The sequence below is a fragment of the Campylobacter sp. IFREMER_LSEM_CL2090 genome, from assembly GCF_025771865.1.
Lineage (GTDB): Bacteria > Campylobacterota > Campylobacteria > Campylobacterales > Campylobacteraceae > Campylobacter_D > Campylobacter_D lari_D.
This window is the reverse complement of sequence record NZ_JAKMRA010000007.1, coordinates 47,944-70,063: the sequence shown is the minus strand read 5'-3', so window position 1 is coordinate 70,063 and position 22,120 is coordinate 47,944. Positions and strand designations below refer to the sequence as shown.

23 protein-coding genes are annotated in these 22,120 nt (G+C 31.3%); 6 read left to right on the top strand and 17 right to left on the bottom strand.

What is annotated here, in order from left to right; genetic code table 11:
• Window positions 1-16 precede the first annotated feature (16 nt).
• The gene (locus L8V85_RS05505; RefSeq protein WP_263659513.1) at window positions 17-1,051 is read left to right on the top strand and encodes an isoaspartyl peptidase/L-asparaginase family protein; all 1,035 of its coding nucleotides are present in this window, start codon (window positions 17-19) and stop codon (window positions 1,049-1,051) included.
• On the opposite strand, the gene L8V85_RS05500 is transcribed toward L8V85_RS05505, so the two are convergent.
• The 11 genes from L8V85_RS05500 to L8V85_RS05450 form a co-directional block, all read right to left on the bottom strand.
• The gene (locus tag L8V85_RS05500; RefSeq protein ID WP_133319514.1) at window positions 1,048-1,470 is read right to left on the bottom strand and encodes a Sua5 YciO YrdC YwlC family protein; all 423 of its coding nucleotides are present in this window, start codon (window positions 1,468-1,470) and stop codon (window positions 1,048-1,050) included. The genes L8V85_RS05505 and L8V85_RS05500 overlap by 4 nt on opposite strands.
• Window positions 1,467-4,730 carry a carbamoyl-phosphate synthase large subunit gene (gene carB / locus L8V85_RS05495; RefSeq protein ID WP_263737624.1) on the bottom strand — a complete coding sequence of 1,088 codons (3,264 nt, stop codon included), beginning with the start codon at window positions 4,728-4,730 and terminating at the stop codon, window positions 1,467-1,469. The genes L8V85_RS05500 and carB overlap by 4 nt, the downstream gene beginning before the upstream one ends.
• Before the next feature lie 97 nt (window positions 4,731-4,827).
• Window positions 4,828-5,799: a catalase gene (locus L8V85_RS05490; RefSeq protein WP_263660462.1), complete on the bottom strand. Its 972-nt coding sequence runs from the start codon at window positions 5,797-5,799 to the stop codon at window positions 4,828-4,830.
• Between the two features lie 89 nt (window positions 5,800-5,888).
• The gene (gene mreC, locus L8V85_RS05485) at window positions 5,889-6,632 is read right to left on the bottom strand and encodes a rod shape-determining protein MreC (RefSeq protein WP_133319511.1); all 744 of its coding nucleotides are present in this window, start codon (window positions 6,630-6,632) and stop codon (window positions 5,889-5,891) included.
• A complete protein-coding gene (locus L8V85_RS05480; protein WP_012662095.1) occupies window positions 6,622-7,659 on the bottom strand; it encodes a rod shape-determining protein in 1,038 nt (345 codons plus the stop codon). Before L8V85_RS05480 ends, mreC begins: the two co-directional genes overlap by 11 nt.
• Before the next feature lie 2 nt (window positions 7,660-7,661).
• Window positions 7,662-8,891 (bottom strand): ATP-dependent Clp protease ATP-binding subunit ClpX, encoded by a 1,230-nt coding sequence (clpX, locus tag L8V85_RS05475; RefSeq protein ID WP_263737623.1) that lies wholly within the window; start codon window positions 8,889-8,891, stop codon window positions 7,662-7,664.
• Window positions 8,884-9,675 carry an acyl-ACP--UDP-N-acetylglucosamine O-acyltransferase gene (lpxA, locus tag L8V85_RS05470; protein ID WP_263737647.1) on the bottom strand — a complete coding sequence of 264 codons (792 nt, stop codon included), beginning with the start codon at window positions 9,673-9,675 and terminating at the stop codon, window positions 8,884-8,886. Before lpxA ends, clpX begins: the two co-directional genes overlap by 8 nt.
• Complete coding sequence (gene fabZ / locus L8V85_RS05465; protein WP_039619275.1) at window positions 9,675-10,115, bottom strand: 3-hydroxyacyl-ACP dehydratase FabZ; 441 nt, start codon at window positions 10,113-10,115, stop codon at window positions 9,675-9,677. Before fabZ ends, lpxA begins: the two co-directional genes overlap by 1 nt.
• Window positions 10,116-10,183: 68 nt before the next feature.
• Window positions 10,184-11,257 carry an epoxyqueuosine reductase QueH gene (locus L8V85_RS05460; protein WP_263737622.1) on the bottom strand — a complete coding sequence of 358 codons (1,074 nt, stop codon included), beginning with the start codon at window positions 11,255-11,257 and terminating at the stop codon, window positions 10,184-10,186.
• The gene (bcp, locus tag L8V85_RS05455; RefSeq protein WP_263659520.1) at window positions 11,251-11,712 is read right to left on the bottom strand and encodes a thioredoxin-dependent thiol peroxidase; all 462 of its coding nucleotides are present in this window, start codon (window positions 11,710-11,712) and stop codon (window positions 11,251-11,253) included. Before bcp ends, L8V85_RS05460 begins: the two co-directional genes overlap by 7 nt.
• Entirely contained in the window at window positions 11,709-11,915 is a 207-nt protein-coding gene (locus L8V85_RS05450; protein ID WP_133319508.1) for a tautomerase family protein, read from the bottom strand. Before L8V85_RS05450 ends, bcp begins: the two co-directional genes overlap by 4 nt.
• Window positions 11,916-12,015: 100 nt before the next feature.
• On the opposite strand from L8V85_RS05450, the gene ilvE reads away from it, so the two are divergent.
• The 4 genes from ilvE to L8V85_RS05430 are packed head-to-tail and all read left to right on the top strand — an operon-like array spanning window position 12,016 to window position 15,097.
• Window positions 12,016-12,930, top strand: coding sequence for a branched-chain-amino-acid transaminase (ilvE, locus tag L8V85_RS05445; RefSeq protein WP_133319507.1), 915 nt, complete (start codon window positions 12,016-12,018; stop codon window positions 12,928-12,930).
• Window positions 12,931-12,942: 12 nt separating this feature from the next.
• Window positions 12,943-14,013 carry a prohibitin family protein gene (locus L8V85_RS05440; protein WP_133319506.1) on the top strand — a complete coding sequence of 357 codons (1,071 nt, stop codon included), beginning with the start codon at window positions 12,943-12,945 and terminating at the stop codon, window positions 14,011-14,013.
• Window positions 14,014-14,030: 17 nt separating this feature from the next.
• A complete protein-coding gene (locus L8V85_RS05435) occupies window positions 14,031-14,567 on the top strand; it encodes a DUF2393 domain-containing protein (RefSeq protein ID WP_263737621.1) in 537 nt (178 codons plus the stop codon).
• Window positions 14,567-15,097, top strand: a complete 531-nt coding sequence (locus L8V85_RS05430; RefSeq protein WP_220566554.1) for a DUF2393 family protein — start codon at window positions 14,567-14,569, stop codon at window positions 15,095-15,097. The genes L8V85_RS05435 and L8V85_RS05430 overlap by 1 nt, the downstream gene beginning before the upstream one ends.
• A 3-nt stretch (window positions 15,098-15,100) precedes the next feature.
• On the opposite strand, the gene purF is transcribed toward L8V85_RS05430, so the two are convergent.
• On the bottom strand, window positions 15,101-16,441 hold the full coding sequence (purF, locus tag L8V85_RS05425; protein WP_133319503.1) for an amidophosphoribosyltransferase: 1,341 nt from the start codon (window positions 16,439-16,441) through the stop codon (window positions 15,101-15,103).
• Window positions 16,442-17,170: a 4-hydroxy-tetrahydrodipicolinate reductase gene (dapB, locus tag L8V85_RS05420; RefSeq protein ID WP_263661500.1), complete on the bottom strand. Its 729-nt coding sequence runs from the start codon at window positions 17,168-17,170 to the stop codon at window positions 16,442-16,444.
• A gap of 135 nt (window positions 17,171-17,305) precedes the next feature.
• Here dapB and L8V85_RS05415 point away from each other — a divergent pair, with 135 nt between their 5' ends.
• Window positions 17,306-19,087 (top strand): PhoX family protein, encoded by a 1,782-nt coding sequence (locus tag L8V85_RS05415; protein WP_263737620.1) that lies wholly within the window; start codon window positions 17,306-17,308, stop codon window positions 19,085-19,087.
• Between the two features lie 19 nt (window positions 19,088-19,106).
• Here L8V85_RS05415 and trxB read toward each other — a convergent pair whose 3' ends face one another.
• From trxB to L8V85_RS05395, 4 genes are all read right to left on the bottom strand, one after another.
• Window positions 19,107-20,045, bottom strand: a complete 939-nt coding sequence (trxB, locus tag L8V85_RS05410) for a thioredoxin-disulfide reductase (RefSeq protein ID WP_263670063.1) — start codon at window positions 20,043-20,045, stop codon at window positions 19,107-19,109.
• A gap of 117 nt (window positions 20,046-20,162) precedes the next feature.
• Window positions 20,163-20,477, bottom strand: a complete 315-nt coding sequence (gene trxA / locus L8V85_RS05405; protein ID WP_039619298.1) for a thioredoxin — start codon at window positions 20,475-20,477, stop codon at window positions 20,163-20,165.
• A gap of 50 nt (window positions 20,478-20,527) precedes the next feature.
• The gene (locus tag L8V85_RS05400) at window positions 20,528-20,866 is read right to left on the bottom strand and encodes a YraN family protein (protein WP_133319499.1); all 339 of its coding nucleotides are present in this window, start codon (window positions 20,864-20,866) and stop codon (window positions 20,528-20,530) included.
• Window positions 20,866-22,119 (bottom strand): homoserine dehydrogenase, encoded by a 1,254-nt coding sequence (locus L8V85_RS05395; RefSeq protein WP_133319498.1) that lies wholly within the window; start codon window positions 22,117-22,119, stop codon window positions 20,866-20,868. Before L8V85_RS05395 ends, L8V85_RS05400 begins: the two co-directional genes overlap by 1 nt.
• Between the last annotated feature and the right edge of the window lies 1 nt (window position 22,120).

The following is a 22,120-nucleotide window of genomic DNA, read 5'->3' as shown; positions in this document are numbered from 1 at the left end:
AAAAAAGGAGTAAATAATGAAATTTTTAACCTGTAGTAAAAGAATTTTATTGACATTAACTAGTTTAATATTTTTACTAAGCAATAATGTCTTTGCAAAAGATTTTGAACCTATCATCGTTATACATGGTGGAACAAGTGGCTTAGGACTTACCAAAGAAGAATTTGCCAAAAGAGAAAAGGTAATGAAAGAATCTTTAAAAGCAGGTCAAAGCATACTTGAAAAAGGAGGAAGCTCGGTTGATGCAGTTATAGCCGCTATTAAAGTAATGGAAGATAGTCCTGAATTTAATGCTGGGAAAGGTGCTGTTTTTACCTCTGATGGATTTAATGAGCTTGATGCATCTATAATGGATGGAAAAAATTTAAAAGCAGGTGCAGTTGCTATGGCTAGGACGATTAAAAACCCTATAGAAGCAGCAAGACTTGTTATGGAAAAAACACCCCATACTTTAATAGCGGGCGAGGGTGCTGATAAATTAGCCAAAAAACATGGCTTAGAAATAGTAGGACAAAAATACTTCTTTACAGAGCACAGATACAAACAACTTCAAGAAGCTAAAAAAAGCAAGGAAGTTTTATTAGATAGTGATAAGGCAAAAGCTCATCTTGGTGTAAGCACCGAGCCATATTTAGGCACAGTAGGTGCAATAGCTTTAGATAAAAACGGCAACCTAGCAGCAGGTACAAGCACAGGTGGCACTACAAATAAAATGACAGGACGCATTGGGGATTCTCCTATCATAGGAGCAGGAAATTATGCAAATAATGACTCAGTAGCAATTTCTTGCACAGGAACAGGTGATATTTACATAAGAGTAGCTGCAGCTCATGAAGTTGCGTCTTTGTATAAATACAAAAAACTTTCAGTGCAAAAAGCAGCCCAAGAAACCATCAAACAAGTTGCAAAACTTGGTGGTACAGGCGGAATTATTTCAATAGATAAAAATGGAAAAGTTGGTTATGCTTGGACTAAAGATAAACTTGGAATGTATCATGGACAAGCAAAAATCGGCGAAGAGCCAAAAGTATTTTGGCCGCTTGGAAATTAACGCAGTTTAACTTTTTTAATGCCTCGAAGTTTAAAAATCTTTGAGGCTCCACTTTCAAAAAACTTTTCATCTACTATTTTATCTGCATTTTGCATAGCCCAATTTAGATCAAATTTTTTTCCATGAATGTTTGCAGAAGTAGAATAAAGCCAATCAAACTTTTTTAAAAATTCCTCATGAGTGCAATCTTTCACAACGCGTATTGCTTTAGAATTAGGATATAAAAAAGTAGTTTTTTTGGATTTTCTAATAGTATTTTTAAAATAATTTGGCACTCTTGTAAGTTTTTTAAGCTCACTAAATTTAGCCGTAGTAATTAAACAATCTTGCTTTAAGGGCCTTTTTTTTAAAGTATTAAGGGCTTTTAAGTCCTTACTTAAAAACCCTGCTGTTGTATCAGTTTGAGCAAGATAAATCATGTTTTTAAGTATTCTTGTAAGCTCTTTACTTCAAGACATGATTTATTTTGTATAGCTTTGATAGCTTTAATCCCCGCATAAGCTGCTCTTAGATTTGTAAAATATGGGATTTTAAAGCGTAAAATATTTGCTCTAATTTTTTTAGTGTCGCCTTTAAAACTATGCTCATCGCTAGTATTTATAGCAAGTTGAATTTGAGAATTTTTTAATTTATCCTCTACATTCGGGCGTCCTTCAGAAATTTTATGCACAAACTCACACTCCAAGCCCGCTTCTTGTAAAACTTTATAAGTTCCACTCGTAGCAATGATTTTAAATCCTAGCTTAATATACTCATTAGCTAAATCTACTGCATATTTTTTATCTTGCTCTCTTAGTGATAAAAATACATTACCACTTTCTGGTAAGAAATTTGAAGAAGCAAGTTGGCTTTTTGCATAAGAGTTATCAAAATCTTTACTTACCCCCATAACTTCACCGGTTGAGCGCATTTCAGGTCCAAGCTCAAGATCGCTTCCGCTAAGTTTAGCAAAAGGAAATACCACTGATTTTACACTAATATGTTTTGGCTTTTTAGCTCTTAAAATTCCGTTTTTTTCCTCTACCACTTTAAAGGTATCATAAAATTTCAAGCTTTCTCTTAAATTTCCTTGCCACATCACGCGTGTTGCAACCTTAGCTAAAGGAATTCCTGTGGCTTTGCTCACAAAAGGCACGGTTCTACTAGCTCTTGGATTTACTTCTATCATATAAAGTTTATTATCATAAATAGCAAATTGTATATTTAAAAGTCCTACTACACCTAAATTTAAAGCAATATCTTTTGTTTTTTGCTCAATCATTTCAAGCATAGCTTCATCAATATTTACAGCAGGTAAAGAGCAAGCGCTATCGCCTGAGTGAATTCCTGCTTCTTCAATATGCTCCATAATACCTGCTACATAAACTTCTTTTCCATCACTTATTGCATCTACATCAAGCTCAGTTGCATTATCTAAAAATTGATCGATTAATACCGGAGATTTATCACTCACATCTACTGCTTCTTGCATATAAAGTCTAAGCTCACTCTCATCATGCACTACACGCATTGCACGACCACCCAAAACATAACTTGGTCTAACAAGCACAGGATAACCTATCTCATTTGCTTTTATAATCGCTTCTTCTACACTTATGGCTGTGCCATTTTTAGGTTGATTTATACCTAGATCTTCAATAAATTTAGCAAATTTCTTTCTATCTTCAGCTAAATCTATTACCCTTGCACTTGTTCCTATAATCTTTGCCCCAAAAGCGCTAAGGCGTTTTGCAAATTTAAGCGGAGTTTGACCACCAAAATGCACTATCACTCCATCGGGTCTTTCTCTATCAATAACCGCTCTTAAATGCTCAAAATCAATTGGCTCAAAATACAAAATATCGCTTGTATCATAATCTGTTGAAACCGTTTCTGGGTTACAATTATACATTATAGTTTTTACACCCATATCTTTTAGAGCAAAAGAAGCGTGCACGCAAGCATAATCAAACTCAATGCCTTGTCCTATGCGGTTTGGTCCACCACCTATAATCATCACTTTTTTATCTTTTTTATCTTTACTTTCTTTTACTTGCGTAGCTTCATTTGTATTAATACTTGAGTATAAATACGGGGTCAGTGCTTCAAATTCTCCTGCACAAGTATCTACTTCACTATATTGAGCGATGATTTTATGTTTAATTCTTGCATAATAAATATCATTTTGACTTAACTCAAGATTATCTTTTTGATTAATCAAGCTAGCGATTTTTTTATCTGAAAAACCTAAGGTTTTGGCTTTTCTTAATAGTTGCTTATTACTTAAAATATCCATATCTATTTGATTTTCAAATTCCACTATTTCTTTGATTTGGTTTAAAAACCAAGGATCTATTTTGCAAAGCTCAAAAAGCTCTTGTGTGCTAAAACCTTCTCTAAAAGCTTGTGCTATATAAAGCAAGCGTTTTTCATTAGCTTGGCGAATTTTTGTTAAAAGCTCATTTTTATCACATTCTATAGTATCAAACCCACTTAAATTTCTCTCAAGTGAGCAAAGTGCTTTTTGAATGCTTTCTTTAAAAGTTCTCCCTATAGCCATAACCTCACCCACGCTTTTCATAGCAGTGCCAAGCTCTGTGCTTGCATTTGGGAATTTTTCAAAAGTAAAACGAGGAATTTTAGTTACGATATAATCAATTACCGGTTCAAATGAAGCAGGAGTTCCTGTGATATCATTTTTAATCTCATCTAAACTAAATCCAACTGCTAAAAGTGTAGCTACCTTAGCTATAGGATAGCCCGTAGCTTTACTAGCTAGGGCTGAAGATCTTGAAACCCTAGGATTCATTTCAATAACTATCATTCTACCATTAGTTGGATTGATAGCAAATTGCACATTTGATCCACCTGTATCTACTCCAATTTCTCTTAAAATAGCAAAAGAAGCATTACGCATCGCTTGGTATTCTTTATCAGTCAAAGTTAAAGCAGGAGCTATAGTAATAGAATCGCCTGTATGAACCCCCATAGGATCGACATTTTCAATAGAGCAAACGATAATACAATTGTCATTTTTATCTCTAATGACCTCCATTTCGTATTCTTTCCAACCAAGTAAGCTTTCTTCGATTAAAATTTCATGGATAGGGCTTAGCGCTAAAGCAGTATTTGCAAGTTCTGCAAACTCATCCATATTATACACCACGCCACTTCCTGCACCACCTAAGGTAAAAGAAGCTCTAATCATCAAAGGAAAACCAATCTCATCAACAGCTTTTAAAGCTTCTTCATAATTATACGCATACATAGATTTTGGCAAATCCATGCCGATTTTTTTCATACATTCTTTAAAAACTTGTCTGTCTTCGCCTTTTTTAATCGCTTCAGGATTTGCACCTAAAAATTTTACATCTGCAAGCTCGCCACTTTCATAAACTTCCATAGCAACATTCAAAGCAACTTGGCCACCCATAGTAGGTAAAATCGCATCGATTTTTTCTTTTTTGATAATACTTAGAATACTTTCTTTGGTAATTGGTTCTATATAAGTTGCATCAGCAAATTCAGGATCTGTCATAATCGTAGCCGGATTAGAATTGATCAAAACTACTCTATAACCTAGCTCTTTTAAAGTTTTTGCCGCTTGAGTTCCTGAGTAATCAAACTCACAAGCTTGACCTATAATGATAGGCCCACTGCCTATTAATAATATATTTTTTATATCTGTTCTTTTTGGCATGTATTTTCCTAAGCTAAATTTTTAGCCAAATTATAACAAATATAAGTTTTTTAGAAGTTGAATTTAACAAAGAATTTAGCTCTTAAAGAGCTAAATTTTATTGACGCTTACCAAAAGTTATAGCATAAGCTTCATTTCTTACATCAAATAAAGGATCTTGTGGTGGATTAACCCCTTGAGGTACATCCGAAGGAAAATATACATCAAAATTACAATCTTCATCGCTCAAGGCATTAACCTTAAAAGTCCCAACTAGACTTTCTTTATGCTTACCACTCCATAAGGCCGTTGTTTCATTGGTAATATCATTTTTATTTGCATATACTAAATACATTTTATACTCAACCGGCTTATTAGCTTTTACACGATTTTGGAAATCTTCTTTTAAAAAATCACTACTCGCACTTTTCATTTGTGCTTCATTTAAATATGCCACACCTTCACTTGGAACTAATTTCCATCTTGCTGGTAAATAGTTTTCTCCGTTTGCTTGTTTAAAATAAAAAGTATGAATACTAAAAAATGGAGTATTTGCTACACTTTTACTAATGCCAATTTTATCAGTATATGCAGCAAAATTTCTATAAGAATCAACCTCTTGCATCATCTTGCTTATTTTTTCTTGATCGACTTTACCATTTACAGGAAGTCTCATTTCAAAAAACTGACCGAATTCTTTAGGATTTTTTGCGAAATTTATTTCTGTATTTAGCATAACCATAGTCCAAGAAGCAGAATCTTTAGGATCAGTAATTCTAATAGCCATACCTCTTGTTTTGCTTTTATCATCTTTAAAAGCTCCGCCCAAAGAATATCTTACTTGGATTGGCAAACTTTTTTGTGTTAACAAAGGCACATCAACTTCTTTATTAATAGACAAAGCTGGCTCAAAAGTTCCCATAGCACAAAAGCCTTTTGCATGATTAACTTTTGCTTTTGGATTTTTAGGATCAGCATTAAGTTGATAAAAAATATCTGCTATTTTTTGTGCATCATATTCCACTTCATTTGCATAAATAGCACCACTTAAACAGCAAAAAGCTAAACAACTACTGATATATTTTTTCATTTAATCTCCTAAATTTTTAAAATTCGGAGATAATTCTAATATTTAATAGTAAATAATAATTTATATCAACTAAAATAAATAACTTTTTATTAAAAATTTTCTACCATATAAAAATAACTTGGTACTTTCATTTTTACATAAGGTTTAACATATGCATTTTGATAGGCGCCTTCTTCTTCTATTTTAAAAATTTCGCCCACTGGAATTCCTGAAAAGAAAATCTCATCTAAGCCACTTGTATAAACCTTATCGCCCATTTTAAGTTCAAGCCATTTAGGAATATATTTAACTAAAACATAATCATTTCTACCATGAGCTATACCTGGTGCTTGTTCCTTACCTATATATACGGAAAAAATACACTCTTCATCACCTTGTAAAAGTCCCAAAGCTCTACCATTTTTTTCTATAACTATGCCTGCTGTATAGCCATTATAAATTAAGCCTTTAATTTTTCCTTTATAATCCACATCAAGCCAAACCTTATGATAATCGCTAATTTGAGCATAAGAAGTTGCCTTAACTAAACTAACATTAGGATAATAAAAACTTGAATTTTTATCACTTAAAATATTGTTTAATTCATTGGCAAAGTTTTTCATATAGATATTGTTTTTTTCAAGTTCAGCATTTCTTTCTCTTAATTTTTTAATTTCTTGAGCTTGATTAAAATGCTCATTAAATTTATCTTTTAAAAGATTAATGCTTTGAGAAAACTGATTAACAATAGCAATATTTAAATCTAAAACATTTCGTTTTATTATATCTCCATAATAAAACGAAACAAACACTAAAAAAGATAAAATTAAAACACTAAGAATTTTACTCTTCATTCGTTAGTTGGTGCAATAAAGAAATTTCTTCCAAAGCTTTACCTGTGCCTTTTGCCACTGCTAAAAGTGGCTCATCAGCTACATATACTGGAAGTTTTACAATTTCAGATAAATATTTATCAAGACCGCGTATTAAAGCTCCGCCTCCTGTTAAAACAACACCATTTTCAACAATATCAGCTGCAAGATCAGGCGGCATCATTTCAAGAACGATTTTTAATGCATCAGCAATTTCTTTTAAATGCTCACGCATAGCCTCTCTTACATCTTCACTTGTTAACTCTATTCTATTTAACAATCCTGTTACTTGATCGCGTCCTTTAACTACCATAGAAAGCTCTTTTGGAAGCTGAACTGCTGAGCCTATTGCAATTTTGATTTCCTCGCCCGTTCTTTCACCTATGACAAGATTGTATTTTTCTTTTACATAATTTACTATACTAGTATCAAGCTTATCACCAGCTGTTCGGATAGATTTTGAAATCACAAGACCGCCTAAAGAAGTAACACCAATTTCAGTAGTACCACCGCCAATATCTACCACCAAACTCCCTTGAGGCTCTCTAATTGGTAAATTTGCACCAATAGCTGCTGCCATAGGTTCTTCTATCAAAAATACTTCTCTAGCACCCGCACTTAACGCACTTTCTCTAACCGCTTTTCTTTCTACTTGGGTTAATCCATAAGGAACTGAAATGATAATTCTAGGTCTTAAAAAAGATTTTCTTCTATGAGTTTTTTCTATAAAATAACGGATCATTTTTTCAGTCATATCAAAATCAGCAATCACACCATCTTTCATAGGACGGATTGCTTCGATATTACCTGGGGTTTTTCCTACCATTTCCTTAGCTTCTTTTCCAACAGCTAAAATTTTAACCCTACCATATCTTTCACGCTCTACTGCAACAACCGAAGGTTCATCAATCACTATACCTTTATCTTTTACCAAAACTAAAGTATTTGCAGTACCTAAGTCAATCCCCATATCGCTTGAAAAAAATCCAATTATTTGATCTAAAATCATTCTCAGCCTTTAACTTTTTTATTTTTTATAAATAAAGGTTTTGCACCTTCTTTGATCACTTCTTTAGTAATTACTATGCTATATCCATTATACTCTGGCAAATCAAACATCAAATCTACCATCATTTCTTCAATAATACTTCTTAAACCTCTAGCACCTGTTTTACGCTCTAGCGAAAGCTTAGCAATCTCTCTTAGCGCTTCATCTTCAAATTTTAATTCCACATTGTCAATAGCAAAAAGTTTTTGATATTGCTTAATAATGGCATTTTTTGGCTCAGTTAAAATACGTACCATGCTTTCCTCATCAAGCTCTTCTAAAGAAGCAAGCACATGTAATCTTCCTATAAGTTCAGGAATAAGCCCAAAATGCACCAAATCATCAGGCTCTAGTCTTTGAAGTAAAGCTTCTTTTTCATCTTTTTTATCATCAGTAAAAAAGCCCATGACATTATCGCCTAATTTTCTTTTAATAATATCACTAATACCATCAAAAGCCCCGCCACACACAAATAAAATATTAGTTGTATCTATTTGTATGAAGTCTTGATTTGGGTGTTTTCTACCGCCTTTTGGTGGGATATTTACCAAAGATCCTTCGATAATTTTGAGTAAGGCTTGTTGCACGCCCTCACCACTTACATCTCTTGTAATGGAGCGATTTTCACCCATTCTTGCGATTTTGTCTATCTCATCGATAAATATAATCCCTTTTTGTGCTCTTTGCACATCTCCATCAGCAGCTTGCAAAAGACGAGTAAGGATATTTTCAACATCTTCTCCCACATAACCTGCTTCAGTTAAAGAAGTCGCATCACAAATTGCGATAGGAACATCTAAAAATCTAGCTAAAGTCTGTGCTAGTAAAGTTTTTCCACTTCCCGTTGGGCCTACTAATAAAATATTTGATTTTGCTAATTCTGTATCATCATCTTCTAAGTCAGATCTAAAAAGCCTTTTGTAGTGATTATACACCCCTACACTAAAGATTTTTTTAGCTCTATCTTGCCCGATAACATATTTATCTAAATATGCTTTTAATTCCTTAGGAGTAATATCTTTAAAATTTTCTTTATCAACTTCTTTATTTTTTAATTCTTTTTCCTCTCCAAAGAAAATATTGCAAGCACTTTCGGCACAATACTCACATATAAAGGCATTATTATAATCATTTACTAAAATTCTTCTTTCACTTGTTTCTATTTCACTGCAAAAACTACATCTTTTAACCATGATTTTTTTCCTTATATATAGGAATTCCTCTTTTTGTTTCTAAGATAAAATTACACATTTTTTTCACATTTTCACTAGAAGTATTTTCTAGCAAACTTAAAGCATTATCTTTTAAACTTCCTTGTCTGAATAAAAATTTAAAAGCCTTGCTTAAAACATCCACTTCTTCTTTATCAAAGCGTCTTCTAATGCCTACTAAATTTAAACTTCTAATGCTTGCTCGATTTCCTTCAGCTAAGCAAAATGGCACCACATCTTGAGAAAGCGCACTAGCACCTGCTATCATACACCCCTCACCTACCTTAACAAACTGATGTATTGGAGTAAGTCCACCTACCACAGTATAATCTCCAAGTTCCACATGACCTGCTAAAGTAGCATTATTTGCTAAAATAATATTATCTCCAAGCAAACAATCATGTGCAATATGAGAATAAGCCATTATAAAAGCATTATCACCTATTCTTGTAAAACCATCGCCCTTAGCTGTACCTGAATTTATAGTAACAAATTCTCTAATAACTGCATTTTTTCCTATAATAACACCTGAATTTATCTCATCTTTATAAGATATATCTTGTGGGATATCTCCAACTATGGCATAAGAAAAAACTTTAGAATTTTCACCTATGCTTACATTAGGTAAAATTCTTGCACCTTGTTTGATGATAGTATTTGCACCTATATTGGCATTTTTTCCAACATAGGCATAGGCCTCTACTACAACACCATCTGCTATAATAGCTCCATCTTCTATAACAGCACTTGGATGAATTTTGCTCATCATTTATCTACTATCATAGCTTTAAGTTCAGCTTCTGCAACCAATTGTCCATCAACAAAAGCTTTTCCTTGAAAAATCCACATATTTCCACGATTTTTCACCACACTCATCTCATAATCAAGCCTATCACCTGGACGCACTGGATTTCTAAATTTAGCATTATCAATACCTGTAAAATACACTACTTTAGTGCTTGGATCTACCTTATCATCCATGCTTTCAAATGCTAAAACCCCTCCAGTTTGTGCCATACCTTCTAAAATTAACACACCCGGGTAAATTGGATGATCTGGAAAATGTCCCATAAAAACATGGTCGCTTATACTAATATTTTTATAACCTCTAACAACTTCTTTATTTTTTAATTCTACGATTTTATCTACAAGTAAAAATGGATACCTATGTGGTAAAATTTTTTGAATTTGCATTACATCTATCATAAATTTAGCCTTAAAATATATTCAAAATTCAGATTTTACAAAAAAAATATTAACAAACTAGTTAAGTTTTATAACTTCACAATCTTTTCTTTACTATCAAAATAAATTTCACTTTTTGCTATAAATTCATAAGCGCCTTTAATAATATTTTCAACAATAACCACCGGCGAAAGATCATAAGCACCAAAATGCTTTTGCCTTATTTTGATTTCTTGCTCTATTTTTAAAGGATTTTGTAAAAAATCTTCAAAATTTTTAAATCGCATTTTGCACAAACTATTTAAATAATCAAAACTCCATAAATTAATCTCATCCTTTGCACTTTTATAGTACTTTAAATCCTCTTCTAAAATACTAAATTTAGTGTAAGAATTTTTAAAATGAGAATAAAATAAAACATGAGTTTTTATGGCTTTTTTGTTTTCTTTTATCAAAGCTCTTAGTAAGCGATAATTTAAAAATTTCTCTCTTTGAATTTCAAATTTAACACCCTTTTTTTCTAATTTTTTTACTTGATTGTAAAATTTTATCTTTTCTTCTATGCTTGAAGGTAATATTTGTTTATTTACAGGACTCATAAGCTCATCTATAAAAGCTTTTTGGCCTTTTTGTTTAGAAAGTGCATAAATACACCCACAATAATTTTGATGATAAAGCATATCTTGCTTAGCTAAGGCAAATTGTCTTTGCGTGCCTCCATTTTTTCTAAAATCAGGTGCCAAAAACTCTATACCAAATTTATCGCATTCTTTTTGTAAAGCTAATTTTAGCTGCTCTAAGTCTTTTTTAGGGGATGTTAAAAGGGTTGTTGTAAGTTTTTTTTCACCAATTTTTTGAGCAAATTCAACACTTTTATGCATTCTAAAATCAAAACAAATTTGACATCTTGCACCTTTTTCAGGCTCGTCTTCATAACCCTTTACACTCTCAAGCCATTTTTCATACTCATATTCACCTTTATAAAGCTTAACACCCAATTTATCACAACTACGCTTAACATCTAAAAATCTAAGTTCATGCTCACTATAAGGATGAATATTTGGATCATAAAAAAAACCTATAATTTTCTCATCAGGATAAGTTTTGCTTAATTCTTGTATAAAATAATGACTATCCACACTACAGCAAATATGCACTAGCATAATTCTTTTAATACCTTAAAAGCATGATCTTTAGCTTTTACATTTTTATAAATTTTTGAGATTTTTCCATTTTCATCAATCACAAAAGTAGATCTTATAAGCCCCTCATACTCTTTACCATAATTTTTCTTTAAACCCCAAGCACCATAAAGTTTACAAATTTCTTTTTCACTATCGCTTAATAAAGTGTGTTTTAAATCATATTTTTTTATGAAATTTTCATGCGATTTAACACTATCTGGACTAATACCTATAATCACAGCATTTTGCTCTAAAAAATCCTCATAACTTTGACTAAATTCACAAGCTTGTGTGGTACAACCTGGGGTGTTATCTTTTGGATAAAAATACAAAATAATTTTTTTACCCAAGAAATCACTTAAAGAAATTTTAACTCCATCTTGATTTAAAAGTTCAAACACAGGAGCTTTATCACCAATTTGCAATTCTTTCATTTTTTATCTTTCAATCTTAATTTTTCTACACTTTCGCCACCAAAAGCAATATTATATGGCTCAATATCTTCTAACATAATCACTATATTTTGCTTTGGCTTGTTGTATTTTGTATGTAAAAGTTCTGTAATATCTGCTATTAGCTCTTCTTTTTGTGTTTTGCTAAATTCTGGTTTAGCTAATTTGATATTTATAATTGGCATGATTTTTCCTTGTTTCAAATATAATAATTTTACTATATTCTAGTAATTATTAGTATATTTTTGATAAAATTAGTTTTATTTTCAACAAAAAGGCTTAGTTATGATTAGGGCAAAAAAAATTTGGATGGATGGAAAAATCATTGATTTTGATGATGCAAAAATTCATGTTTTAACACATTCATTACATTATGCAAATGCAGTTTTTGAAGGAACAAGAGCTTATAAAACACAAAATGGTTTAGCAATTTTTAGATTAAAAGAACACACCAAAAGACTTTTAGAGTCTGCAAAAATTACTTTAATTAATTCTCCTTTTTCTCAAGAAGAACTTGAAAATGCACAAGTTGAACTTTTAAGAGCAAATGATTTTCAAAATAACACCTATTTGCGACCATTAATCTTTTTAGGTGATGGTACTATGGGAGTTTATCATGCTAAAGCTCCTGTTAGGGTAGCTATTGCTGCTTGGGAATGGGGTGCTTATTTAGGTGAAGAAGGCTTAGAAAAAGGTATTAAGGTTAAAATTTCTTCTTTTGCTAGAAATAGTGTAAAATCTAGCTTAGGTAAAGCAAAAGCAAGTGCAAATTATTTAAATTCTCAAATGGCTAAATATGAAGCTATAGAAGCAGGATATGAGGAAGCCTTAATGCTCGATGAAGAAGGTTTTGTAGCAGAAGGAACAGGTGAGTGTTTTTTTATGATTAAAGATAATAAGCTAATCACACCGCCAAATGATTTTTCATTAAAAAGTATCACTCAAGATACTGTTTTAAAAATTGCACATGATTTGGGCATAAGTGTAGTGCGTCAAAGAATTTCAAGAGATGAAGTTTATGTAGCTGATGAAGCATTTTTCACAGGAACTGCAGCAGAAATAACTCCGATAAATAATATTGATGCAAGAATTATAGGAGATGGAAAAAGAGGTGAGCTAACGACAAAGCTTCAAAATGCGTATTTTGATATAGTTTATGGACGCAATGAAAAATACGCTTCTATGCTAACTTATATTTAACAAAGGAACTAAATGCCAGCTGATTTGAATGATTATTTTAATAAAAAAAACAATCAAAACAACAATAAGCAAAATTTAAACTTCAAAACACCAGAATTTAATTTCAAAGGTTTTGGGAAATTTTCCCCATTAATTTATAGTGCAATTGCAATTATTTTAGTTTTTGCACTTTTTAAACCTTTTGCAATAGTAAATTCAGGGGAAATGGGGATCAAATCCACTACAGGTAAATACAGCCCTACCCCACTTGAACCAGGACTTCATTTTTTTATGCCTATACTGCAAAAAATCACTATCGTAGATACCAGAGTAAGACAAATCAACTATGCTTCAATCGAAGGAATAAATGAAAATTTACAAATAGGATCAGGTGTTGTTAATAAAAATAGTATTTCAGTGCTTGATTCAAGAGGCTTGCCTGTATCTATTGATGTAACCGTTCAATACAGATTAAATCCTTTACAAGTTCCTCAAACTATCGCAACATGGGGGCTTAATTGGGAAAATAAAATCATAGATCCAGTAGTAAGAGATGTTGTAAGAAATGTTGTAGGTCAATACACTGCAGAAGAGCTTCCAACAAATCGTAATACTATAGCGGTGCAAATTGATCAGGGTATTAGAAAAACTATTGAAAGCCAACCAAATGAGCCAGCAGAGCTTCAAGCAGTTCAGCTTAGAGAAATTATCTTACCTATAAAAGTAAAAGAACAAATCGAAAGAGTACAAATTGCTAAACAAGAAGCTGAAAGAACTAAATATGAAGTTGAAAGAGCTAACCAAGAAGCACTTAAAAAAGCGGCTTTAGCTGAAGGGGAGGCAAATGCAACTATTATTAGTGCTAAAGGTAGAGCAAGTGCGGTAAAAATTGAAGCTGATGCACAAGCATATTCAAATAGAGAAATAGCAAAAAGTTTAAATAATCCTTTACTTGATTTAAAACAAATTGAAACCCAAAAGCAATTTAATGAAGCACTTAAAGTCAATAAAGATGCTAAAATTTTCTTAACACCAGGCGGAGCTGTGCCAAATATTTGGGTTGATAGCAAAGATAATAAAAGAACAAGTTCAGTAGCAAATTAAAAAATAAAGAAGTGATAATGAATGTTCAACATATCCGAGAGCAAATGATCTTTTATACAGCTCATTTGCACTTGATCGATTTTTTGTTAATGGCTTTAGTTGTATTCTTTTTCATTATCACTTTATTTATTGCTTTGATTGTTAGAAACAAACCTACTTTTGCTTTTATTATAATTTTTTTAGGAATTTTATGTTCACTTAGTATTGCGTATTTGGGATATTTTTTAATTGATACTAAAGTTAGATCTAGAATAGCTAGCTTAGATAATGCTCAATTTTTTGTATATGATAATTCTTTAAGTGTTGATTATAGCTTGACAAATACTTCTAAAAAAAGTTTTAAATTTTGCAAAATAAAAGTAGAAGTATTTAGAAAAAGCGATGAAAATAATACTTTTAAAAATTTAATACATTTATTAAAACCATTAAGAAGTAAATCTACCACTATCGAAAAAACAATAAGTCCCGACCAAACTATTAATCTAAAAACCAAATTTTCCGATTTTAATGAAGGTCAAGATTTTGATATTAAAATTAATTCAAAGTGTTTTTAATGGGATATTTTACTTTTTTTCATATTCTCATCATTTTTATTATGCTAGCTTCAACTTTCCTTACTTGGATTTTATTCTATTTAAAAATACAAAACAAAAAATATATGATAATTTTTTGCATAATAAGTTTTATATTAGCCTCAATCTTAACTATTTCTTTATTATTAACTATAGATCAATACACAAAAAAAGCTAGTTTGAGTAATTTTTCAACCTACAGACGCTTAGCTACAGAAAGTATTATTATAAAAGGTAGAGTAACCAACGATACTAATTTTAAAATTTCAGAATGCTTTTTAGAACTTAGAATTATTGATAATAATAAAAAGCATGAAATCAGTGGAGAAATTTTTAATCAACAAAATTTTGATAGCATAAAAAAAGCAAATCAACAACAAAGAGATGTTTCGTATAATATTAACATTGCAAATCAATTATCAGGTCATACCTACAAAGACTTTTCTTTTGAAGTGGGATTGCCACCTCATTTTCAAAGTTATAAAATTTTTAAACAATTAAAATGCAGATAAGGATTATTTAATAAAATAATCCCCATCAAAACTAATCAAAGAATATTTTCTTTCATTGCCTATGCTTGAAACTAGCTCATTAATATCTAAAAAAGTCAAACTATCTGCACCTGTATATTCTCTAACCTCTTCAATACTCTTATTAGCTGAAATTAACTCTTCAAAAGTTGGAGTGTCTATACCATAAATATCAGGAAATTTGATTTCTGGACAAGCTATAGCCAAATGAATTTTTCTAGCACCTGCTTGTCTTAAAAGTGTGATGATTTTTTTAGAAGTTGTTCCTCTTACTACACTATCATCAATCACCACTATATCTTTGCCTTCTAAAACTTTCTTCATAGGATTTAATTTCAGTTTTACTTTTAAATTTCTCATTTCTTGAGTTGGTTCTATGAAAGTTCTTCCGACATAGTGATTTCTAACTATGGCCATTTCAAGTGGAATTTTTAAATATTGCGCAAAACCTATAGCAGCACTTACTCCACTATCAGGAACAGGCACTACAAAATCTACTTTTTCTTTAAATTTTTTAGCCAAGGCTTCACCCATTTTTTTACGCACTTCATATACACTTTTACCTTCTATAATACTATCAGGTCTAGCAAAATAAATATACTCAAATGCACAAATTCTTGGATCTGTTTTATCAAAAACTTGAATGCTTTCAAACTCATCACTACCTTGAGTAAAAACTAGCATTTCACCGGGCTTTATATCGCGGATAAATTCAGCTTCTATCAAATCAAAAGCACAAGTTTCACTCGCTACAATATATCCACCATCTTTTAATTTTCCCAAAGATAAAGGTCTAACCCCATAAGGATCTCTTACCACAAAAAGTTGATTTTTACTGGCCAACATAAAGCAATATGCACCCTTACTTTGCATTAGGCTTTCTATAAACCTATCTTTTAAAGTTTCTTTTTTGCTTTTTGCTATTAAATGTACAACATTTTCTGTGTCCATATTAGAATGAAAAATAGCTCCATTATCAATTAACTCTTTTCTAACTTCTTCTTTATTAATCAAATTTCCATTATGCACTAAAGAAATATCACCCAAAGAACAAGTAGCTGCAACAGGCTGTGCATCATGCAAAGAAGAATTTCCGGCGGTAGAATAACGATTATGGCCTACAGCTATACTACCTTTTAAATCTGCTAAAATTTGAGTATTAAAAATTTGTCCTACTTCACCTTTAGCTTTATGAGTTTTGATATTTAAACCATCACTTACACTAATTCCACTTGCTTCTTGGCCACGATGTTGCATAGCAAATAAAGCATAATAAGCTACCGTGCTTGCATTTTTTGAATTAATTACTCCAACTACCGCACACATTTAAATTCCTAAACAATCGTCTATATCATATAAGCCATTTTCTTGAGAAACCAGCCATTTAGCACATCTAATAGCCCCCATAGCAAAAGTAGCTCTTGAAGTAGCACTATGATTTAATTCTATAAATTCACCATCATTATAAAATCCAACTCTATGAGAACCCACTATATCACCACCTCTTAAGCTCATCACTGCGATTTCATCTTTACTTCTTTGACCAATAATCCCATCTCTGCCACTTACTCTAACCTTTTCCAAATCTAAATTCCTAGCCTTAGCGACATTTTGTGCTAAAGTCATAGCTGTACCACTTGGAGCGTCTTTTTTCTTATTGTGGTGCATTTCAAGTATTTCTATATCAAAATCCCTTAAAGCTTCACTTGCTAAACATGAAAGTTTTTTTAAAATAGCTACACCCAAAGACATATTGGTAGCATAAAGAATTGGCATAGTAATGCTTGCACTTTGCATTAACTCATTTTGCTTAGCATCTAATCCTGTAGTACCTATCACTAAAGGTTTAGGATTGCTTCTTGCGTATAACAACAAATCCTCACAACCTTTCGGGGAAGAAAAATCAATTATTACATCGCATTTGTTAAAAAATTCTTCATAGCTTGATCCTTGATAAAAAAATGCACTTGCTTTAACATCTTTTTGATCTTGTAAACAATTTTCAATTTGTTTACCCATGCGACCATTGCTCCCATGAATTCCTATACATATCATAAATTTATCCTTTATATTTGCAGTGAGAAATTGTATCACTAAGTTAATTAATACAATATTACATACCATGAGCAAAAGTTTCCAAAAAGTTTCCAAAAAACTTTAAATTTATAACACATTTTTAAAAGGAGTTTTATGAAAAGAAGAACATTTTTGAAAGGCTCAGCTTTGGGTTCTATGGTAGCATTTTTTGCTAGCTCAAATTTAAATGCGAGTTTATTAAAAGATAAGGATTTGCTAAATTTTAAAGAAATACCTGCTAGCACAGAAGATAAAGTTATCGTACCAGATGGCTACAAAGCAGATATTTTAATCTCATGGGGCGATCCTCTTTTTAGCAAAGCATCTATTTATGATGAAGAAAAAAATATCGATAAAAAAGCTGTGGAAAATGCTAAATTAACTTTTGGGGACAATAACGATGGTATGAGTTTTTTTCCTCTTTCAAAAGATAGGGCTATACTAGCTATTAATAATGAATATATAAATCCTGAAATTATGTTTAAACATCAAGGTAAAAATCTTAGCTTAGAAGATATTTTATATGAACAAGCAAATTTAGGAGTGAGTATTTTTGAAATAAAAAAAGAAAAAGATCAATGGTCTGTGGTGCTTGATTCTAAATACAACCGCAGAATCGATGCAAATACAAAAATGAGCATTAGTGGTCCAGCAAAACAACAAGTACTTCAAAATGAAAATTTTATATATGGAACTTTAAATAATTGCGCCAATGGAAAAACACCTTGGGGGACTTATCTTACTTGCGAAGAAAATATAAATGATTTTTTTGGAAGTTTAGATGAAAAAATTAAATTTTCAAAAGAGCAACTTAGATTTGGATTTAAAGCTCAAAGTCAATATGGGTGGGAAAAATTTGATGAAAGATTTGATTTAAGTAAAAATCCAAACGAGGCAAATAAATTTGGATGGGTTGTAGAAATTGATCCATTTGATCCAAACAGCATACCTATAAAAAGAACAACTCTTGGAAGATTTAAACACGAAAATGCAGAATTAATTGTAGAAGATGATGGAACCGTTGTAATTTATATGGGAGATGATGAAGCCAATGAATTTATTTATAAATTTATAAGCAAACATAAATATAAAAAAAGTCTAGATACTAGCAAAATTTTAGATGAAGGAACCTTATATGTAGCACAATTTAATGGAAAAATAGGAGATTTTAGAGGGAGTGGAAAATGGATTGAGTTAGAATATGGTAAAAATAACCTTAATAAAGAAAATGGTTTTAACTCTCAAGCAGATGTGTTAATCAATGCTAGAATTGCTGGAACTATTGTAAATGCAACTCCTATGGATAGATGTGAATGGATAGCAAGCCATAAAGAAAGTGGCTCAAAAGAAGTATTTGCTACCTTAACAAACAATAAAAAAAATAATAACCCAAATCCAGCAAACCCAAGAACAAAAAATATTTACGGACAAATAATTAAATGGGAGCATAAAAATTCTCATAAAGATGATGAATTTACTTGGGAAATTTTTGCACTTGCAGGAAACCCTGATAATCAAACAAGTTTAAATAAAGGCTCAAACAACATTACAAGTAATAATAAATTTAATTCCCCCGATGGATTAAGTTTTGATAGAGATGGTCGCCTTTGGATACAAACTGATGGAAACTATTCTAATCAAGAAGAATTTGAAGGCATGGGAAATAATTGTATGTTAGCAGCTAATCCAAAAACAGGGGAAATAAAAAGATTTTTAACAGGACCAATAGCTTGCGAAATAACAGGAATTGCTTTTAGTCAAGATTATAAAACTATGTTTGTTGGAATTCAACATCCAGGAGAGAAATTAAAAGGCAGTCAATTTCCTTATGGCAAAACACCAAGATCAAGTATAATAGCAATAAGTAAAATTGATGGCGGAGTTATTGGAAGTTAATCAATTTACACTAGAAATTCTAGTGTAAATTTTCAATATAAGCTAAAGCGCTAAGCGCTGCAACCGCTCCATCGCCTGCTGCACATATTACTTGTTTTGGAGCATCTTTTCTTAAATCACCTGCTGCAAATAACCCTGCTATGTTAGTTTGCATTTTAAGATCAACACTAACTTGACCACCTTCTTCCATAGCACATAAAAATTCACCATTATCTTGTTTTAAAATTTCATTTCTTACATTTAATCCAACAAAGGTAAAGATTCCAGGCACATCAAGCTCTCTTTTAGAACCATCATTAAATGCTATTTTAATTTTATTAACACCCATATTATTACCGCAAACCTCATCAACAACCGCATTTGTGATTAATTCTATTTTGTCATTATTTTTTACTTTTTCAACTGTTGAAGGTGCTGCTCTAAACTCATCTCTTCTGTGGATTAAATACACTTTTGAACAAATATTAGCTAGATACAAAGCTTCTTCTAAAGCAGTATCTCCCCCACCTAAAACAGCCACTTCTTTATTTTTATAAAAAAAGCCATCGCAAGTTGCACAAGTACTCACACCTTTACCAAAAAATTCATCCTCGCCTTTAAAACCAGCACGACGCGGAGTAGAGCCTGTGCAAACAATAACTGCTTTTGCTTGTTCGTTTTTACCGCCTTCCAATTTTATATTAAAACTTCCATCAGAATTTTTACTAATTTGCTCAACACCTACCATCTCATGTTTTAAACCAAAACGCATACATTGTTCATTCCAAGGAGCCATAAAAGAAATTCCATCTAAAACTTGAGCAACTCCAGGATAATTTTCTATCTCTGAACTCGAAGTAATCTGCCCACCAGGCATACCTTTTTCAAACATTACAACATTTTTTAATCCACCTCTTGTAGCATATAAACCTGCGCTCAAACCTGCAGGTCCACCACCTATAATAGCTAAATCTAACATGATATTTTCCTTATAGTTTTATTTATAAGTATTATACAAATTTTTCTTTAATTATAAATAATAAAAATTATTAAATAGTAAAAAATATGAAGAAAAGCCACAAAAAGTGGCTTAAGATTATAAAAGTGAGTTTAGTTTATCTGCTAAAGCTTGTTTTGATTGAGCACCAACTAGTTGATCAACCACTTCACCATCTTTAAAGAAAATGATAGTTGGGATAGATCTTACACCAAATTGTGCAGCCAAATCACCTTGCTCATCTGTATTTACTTTACAAATTTTAGCTTTACCATCAAAATCATTTGCAAGCTCATCAATTACCGGTGCAAGCATTCTGCAAGGTCCGCACCATGGAGCCCAAAAATCTACTAAAGCTACACCTTCTTTTGCTTGTGCAAAATTTTCTGTAGTTAAATCAATATATTTTCCCATTTTTTCTCCTTTGTTTTTTCAAATTCTATTAAAATAGAATAAACATTCCCTTAATAACTAATGTTCTCTAAAAGTTTTATATCATCTTTATATACGCAAAGTAAATCTAGTTGATAATTTTCATCATTTTTATGTTTCATAAAGTAATATTCTATAGTCTTAATAATTTTATTATATTTTTTATTATCTAATCTATATTCTACCTCATAATCACCTTGCGTGCTTTTAACTTCAATAAAATGTAAAATTTTATCTTTTTTAGCAATAATATCAATTTCTCCAAATTTAGAATAAAAATTCCTTTTTAAAATTTCAAATCCTTGTGTTTTTAAAAATTCACACGCTAACTCTTCTCCTTTTTTACCAAAAAGATATTCAAATAATGCCATTACTCTTCTATTCTCATCATAAAAACATCATCTTTTACAAATTCTTGTTCTCTAAGCTTTTGAGTTAAAATTTGTATATTTTTTTCATAAGTTTGATGAGTGATGAAAAATAAAGTACTATAATCTTGCTTTTCTTTTTTAGGTTTTTGCAAGAAAGTATCGATTGAAATTTGATGTTCGCTCATTAATTGTGTGATTTTTGATAAAACTCCTATTTTATCTAATACCTTTAATCTTAAGTAATATCTTGTATAAATTTCATCTTTACTTAAAAGTTTATAAGAAGTATCATTTAAATACCCAAAAATAGCACTATTTTTTTCTTTTCTTGCTATATCGATTAAATCAGCTATAACAGCACTTGCAGTTGCCCTGCCACCTGCTCCTGGGCCATAATATAAACTTTCACCCAATACATCTCCATCAATACTAATAGCATTCATTACCCCATCAACTTTTGCTAGTATTTTATCTTTGCTAAGCATGGTAGGATGAACTCTTAATTCTATTTTTTCATCTTTAATCTTAGCAATACCCAAGTGTTTTATGGTATATTCAAATTCTTTTGCAAAATAAATATCCTCATTACTTACTTTGCTAATACCCTCAATCAAAATATCTTCAGGTTTTACTCTTAATCCATAGGCAATATTTGCTAAAATCAAAAGTTTATGTGCTGCATCAAAACCCTCTATATCAAAAGTGGGATTAGCTTCAGCATATCCTAAATCTTGTGCTTTTTTTAACACCTCTTGGAATTTGGTATTATCTTCGGTCATTTTACTTAAAATATAATTGCTTGTGCCATTTAAAATGCCTTTAATAGAAACAATATTATTAGCACTCAAGCCCTCTTTTAAAATTTTAATAATAGGAATTCCACCCGCCACACTCGCCTCATAACCAAAAGCTGTATCTTGTGCTAATTTTTCAAGCTCATAACGATGATAAGCAAGCAAAGCTTTATTAGCAGTTACCACTGCTTTTTTTCTTTTTAAAATTTTTGAAATTATCTCAAAGGGTAAATCAATACCACCCATTAACTCCACAAATACATCAATATCTTCACGCTCTAAAACCTCATCAATATCATTTACCACAGGAATTAATGCATTTGGTTTTGGATTTCTTGCCAAAGCAATTACTGGAATAATTTCTTCATCACATCTTGCTTTGATTAAATCTTGATTTTTTAGCAAAGTTTCTACAACAGCACTTCCTACCGTACCATATCCCAAAATTGCGATTTTCATT

What these genes read in the sequence shown, in the direction of transcription:
- L8V85_RS05505 (WP_263659513.1), top strand. Translation starts at nt 17, where the DNA reads ATGAAATTTTTAACCTGTAGTAAAAGAATTTTATTGACATTAACTAGT.
- L8V85_RS05500 (WP_133319514.1), bottom strand. Translation starts at nt 1,470, where the DNA reads ATGATTTATCTTGCTCAAACTGATACAACAGCAGGGTTTTTAAGTAAG.
- carB (WP_263737624.1), bottom strand. Translation starts at nt 4,730, where the DNA reads ATGCCAAAAAGAACAGATATAAAAAATATATTATTAATAGGCAGTGGG.
- L8V85_RS05490 (WP_263660462.1), bottom strand. Translation starts at nt 5,799, where the DNA reads ATGAAAAAATATATCAGTAGTTGTTTAGCTTTTTGCTGTTTAAGTGGT.
- mreC (WP_133319511.1), bottom strand. Translation starts at nt 6,632, where the DNA reads ATGAAGAGTAAAATTCTTAGTGTTTTAATTTTATCTTTTTTAGTGTTT.
- L8V85_RS05480 (WP_012662095.1), bottom strand. Translation starts at nt 7,659, where the DNA reads ATGATTTTAGATCAAATAATTGGATTTTTTTCAAGCGATATGGGGATT.
- clpX (WP_263737623.1), bottom strand. Translation starts at nt 8,891, where the DNA reads ATGGTTAAAAGATGTAGTTTTTGCAGTGAAATAGAAACAAGTGAAAGA.
- lpxA (WP_263737647.1), bottom strand. Translation starts at nt 9,675, where the DNA reads ATGAGCAAAATTCATCCAAGTGCTGTTATAGAAGATGGAGCTATTATA.
- fabZ (WP_039619275.1), bottom strand. Translation starts at nt 10,115, where the DNA reads ATGATAGATGTAATGCAAATTCAAAAAATTTTACCACATAGGTATCCA.
- L8V85_RS05460 (WP_263737622.1), bottom strand. Translation starts at nt 11,257, where the DNA reads ATGCTAGTGCATATTTGCTGTAGTGTGGATAGTCATTATTTTATACAA.
- bcp (WP_263659520.1), bottom strand. Translation starts at nt 11,712, where the DNA reads ATGAAAGAATTGCAAATTGGTGATAAAGCTCCTGTGTTTGAACTTTTA.
- L8V85_RS05450 (WP_133319508.1), bottom strand. Translation starts at nt 11,915, where the DNA reads ATGCCAATTATAAATATCAAATTAGCTAAACCAGAATTTAGCAAAACA.
- ilvE (WP_133319507.1), top strand. Translation starts at nt 12,016, where the DNA reads ATGATTAGGGCAAAAAAAATTTGGATGGATGGAAAAATCATTGATTTT.
- L8V85_RS05440 (WP_133319506.1), top strand. Translation starts at nt 12,943, where the DNA reads ATGCCAGCTGATTTGAATGATTATTTTAATAAAAAAAACAATCAAAAC.
- L8V85_RS05435 (WP_263737621.1), top strand. Translation starts at nt 14,031, where the DNA reads ATGAATGTTCAACATATCCGAGAGCAAATGATCTTTTATACAGCTCAT.
- L8V85_RS05430 (WP_220566554.1), top strand. Translation starts at nt 14,567, where the DNA reads ATGGGATATTTTACTTTTTTTCATATTCTCATCATTTTTATTATGCTA.
- purF (WP_133319503.1), bottom strand. Translation starts at nt 16,441, where the DNA reads ATGTGTGCGGTAGTTGGAGTAATTAATTCAAAAAATGCAAGCACGGTA.
- dapB (WP_263661500.1), bottom strand. Translation starts at nt 17,170, where the DNA reads ATGATATGTATAGGAATTCATGGGAGCAATGGTCGCATGGGTAAACAA.
- L8V85_RS05415 (WP_263737620.1), top strand. Translation starts at nt 17,306, where the DNA reads ATGAAAAGAAGAACATTTTTGAAAGGCTCAGCTTTGGGTTCTATGGTA.
- trxB (WP_263670063.1), bottom strand. Translation starts at nt 20,045, where the DNA reads ATGTTAGATTTAGCTATTATAGGTGGTGGACCTGCAGGTTTGAGCGCA.
- trxA (WP_039619298.1), bottom strand. Translation starts at nt 20,477, where the DNA reads ATGGGAAAATATATTGATTTAACTACAGAAAATTTTGCACAAGCAAAA.
- L8V85_RS05400 (WP_133319499.1), bottom strand. Translation starts at nt 20,866, where the DNA reads ATGGCATTATTTGAATATCTTTTTGGTAAAAAAGGAGAAGAGTTAGCG.
- L8V85_RS05395 (WP_133319498.1), bottom strand. Translation starts at nt 22,119, where the DNA reads ATGAAAATCGCAATTTTGGGATATGGTACGGTAGGAAGTGCTGTTGTA.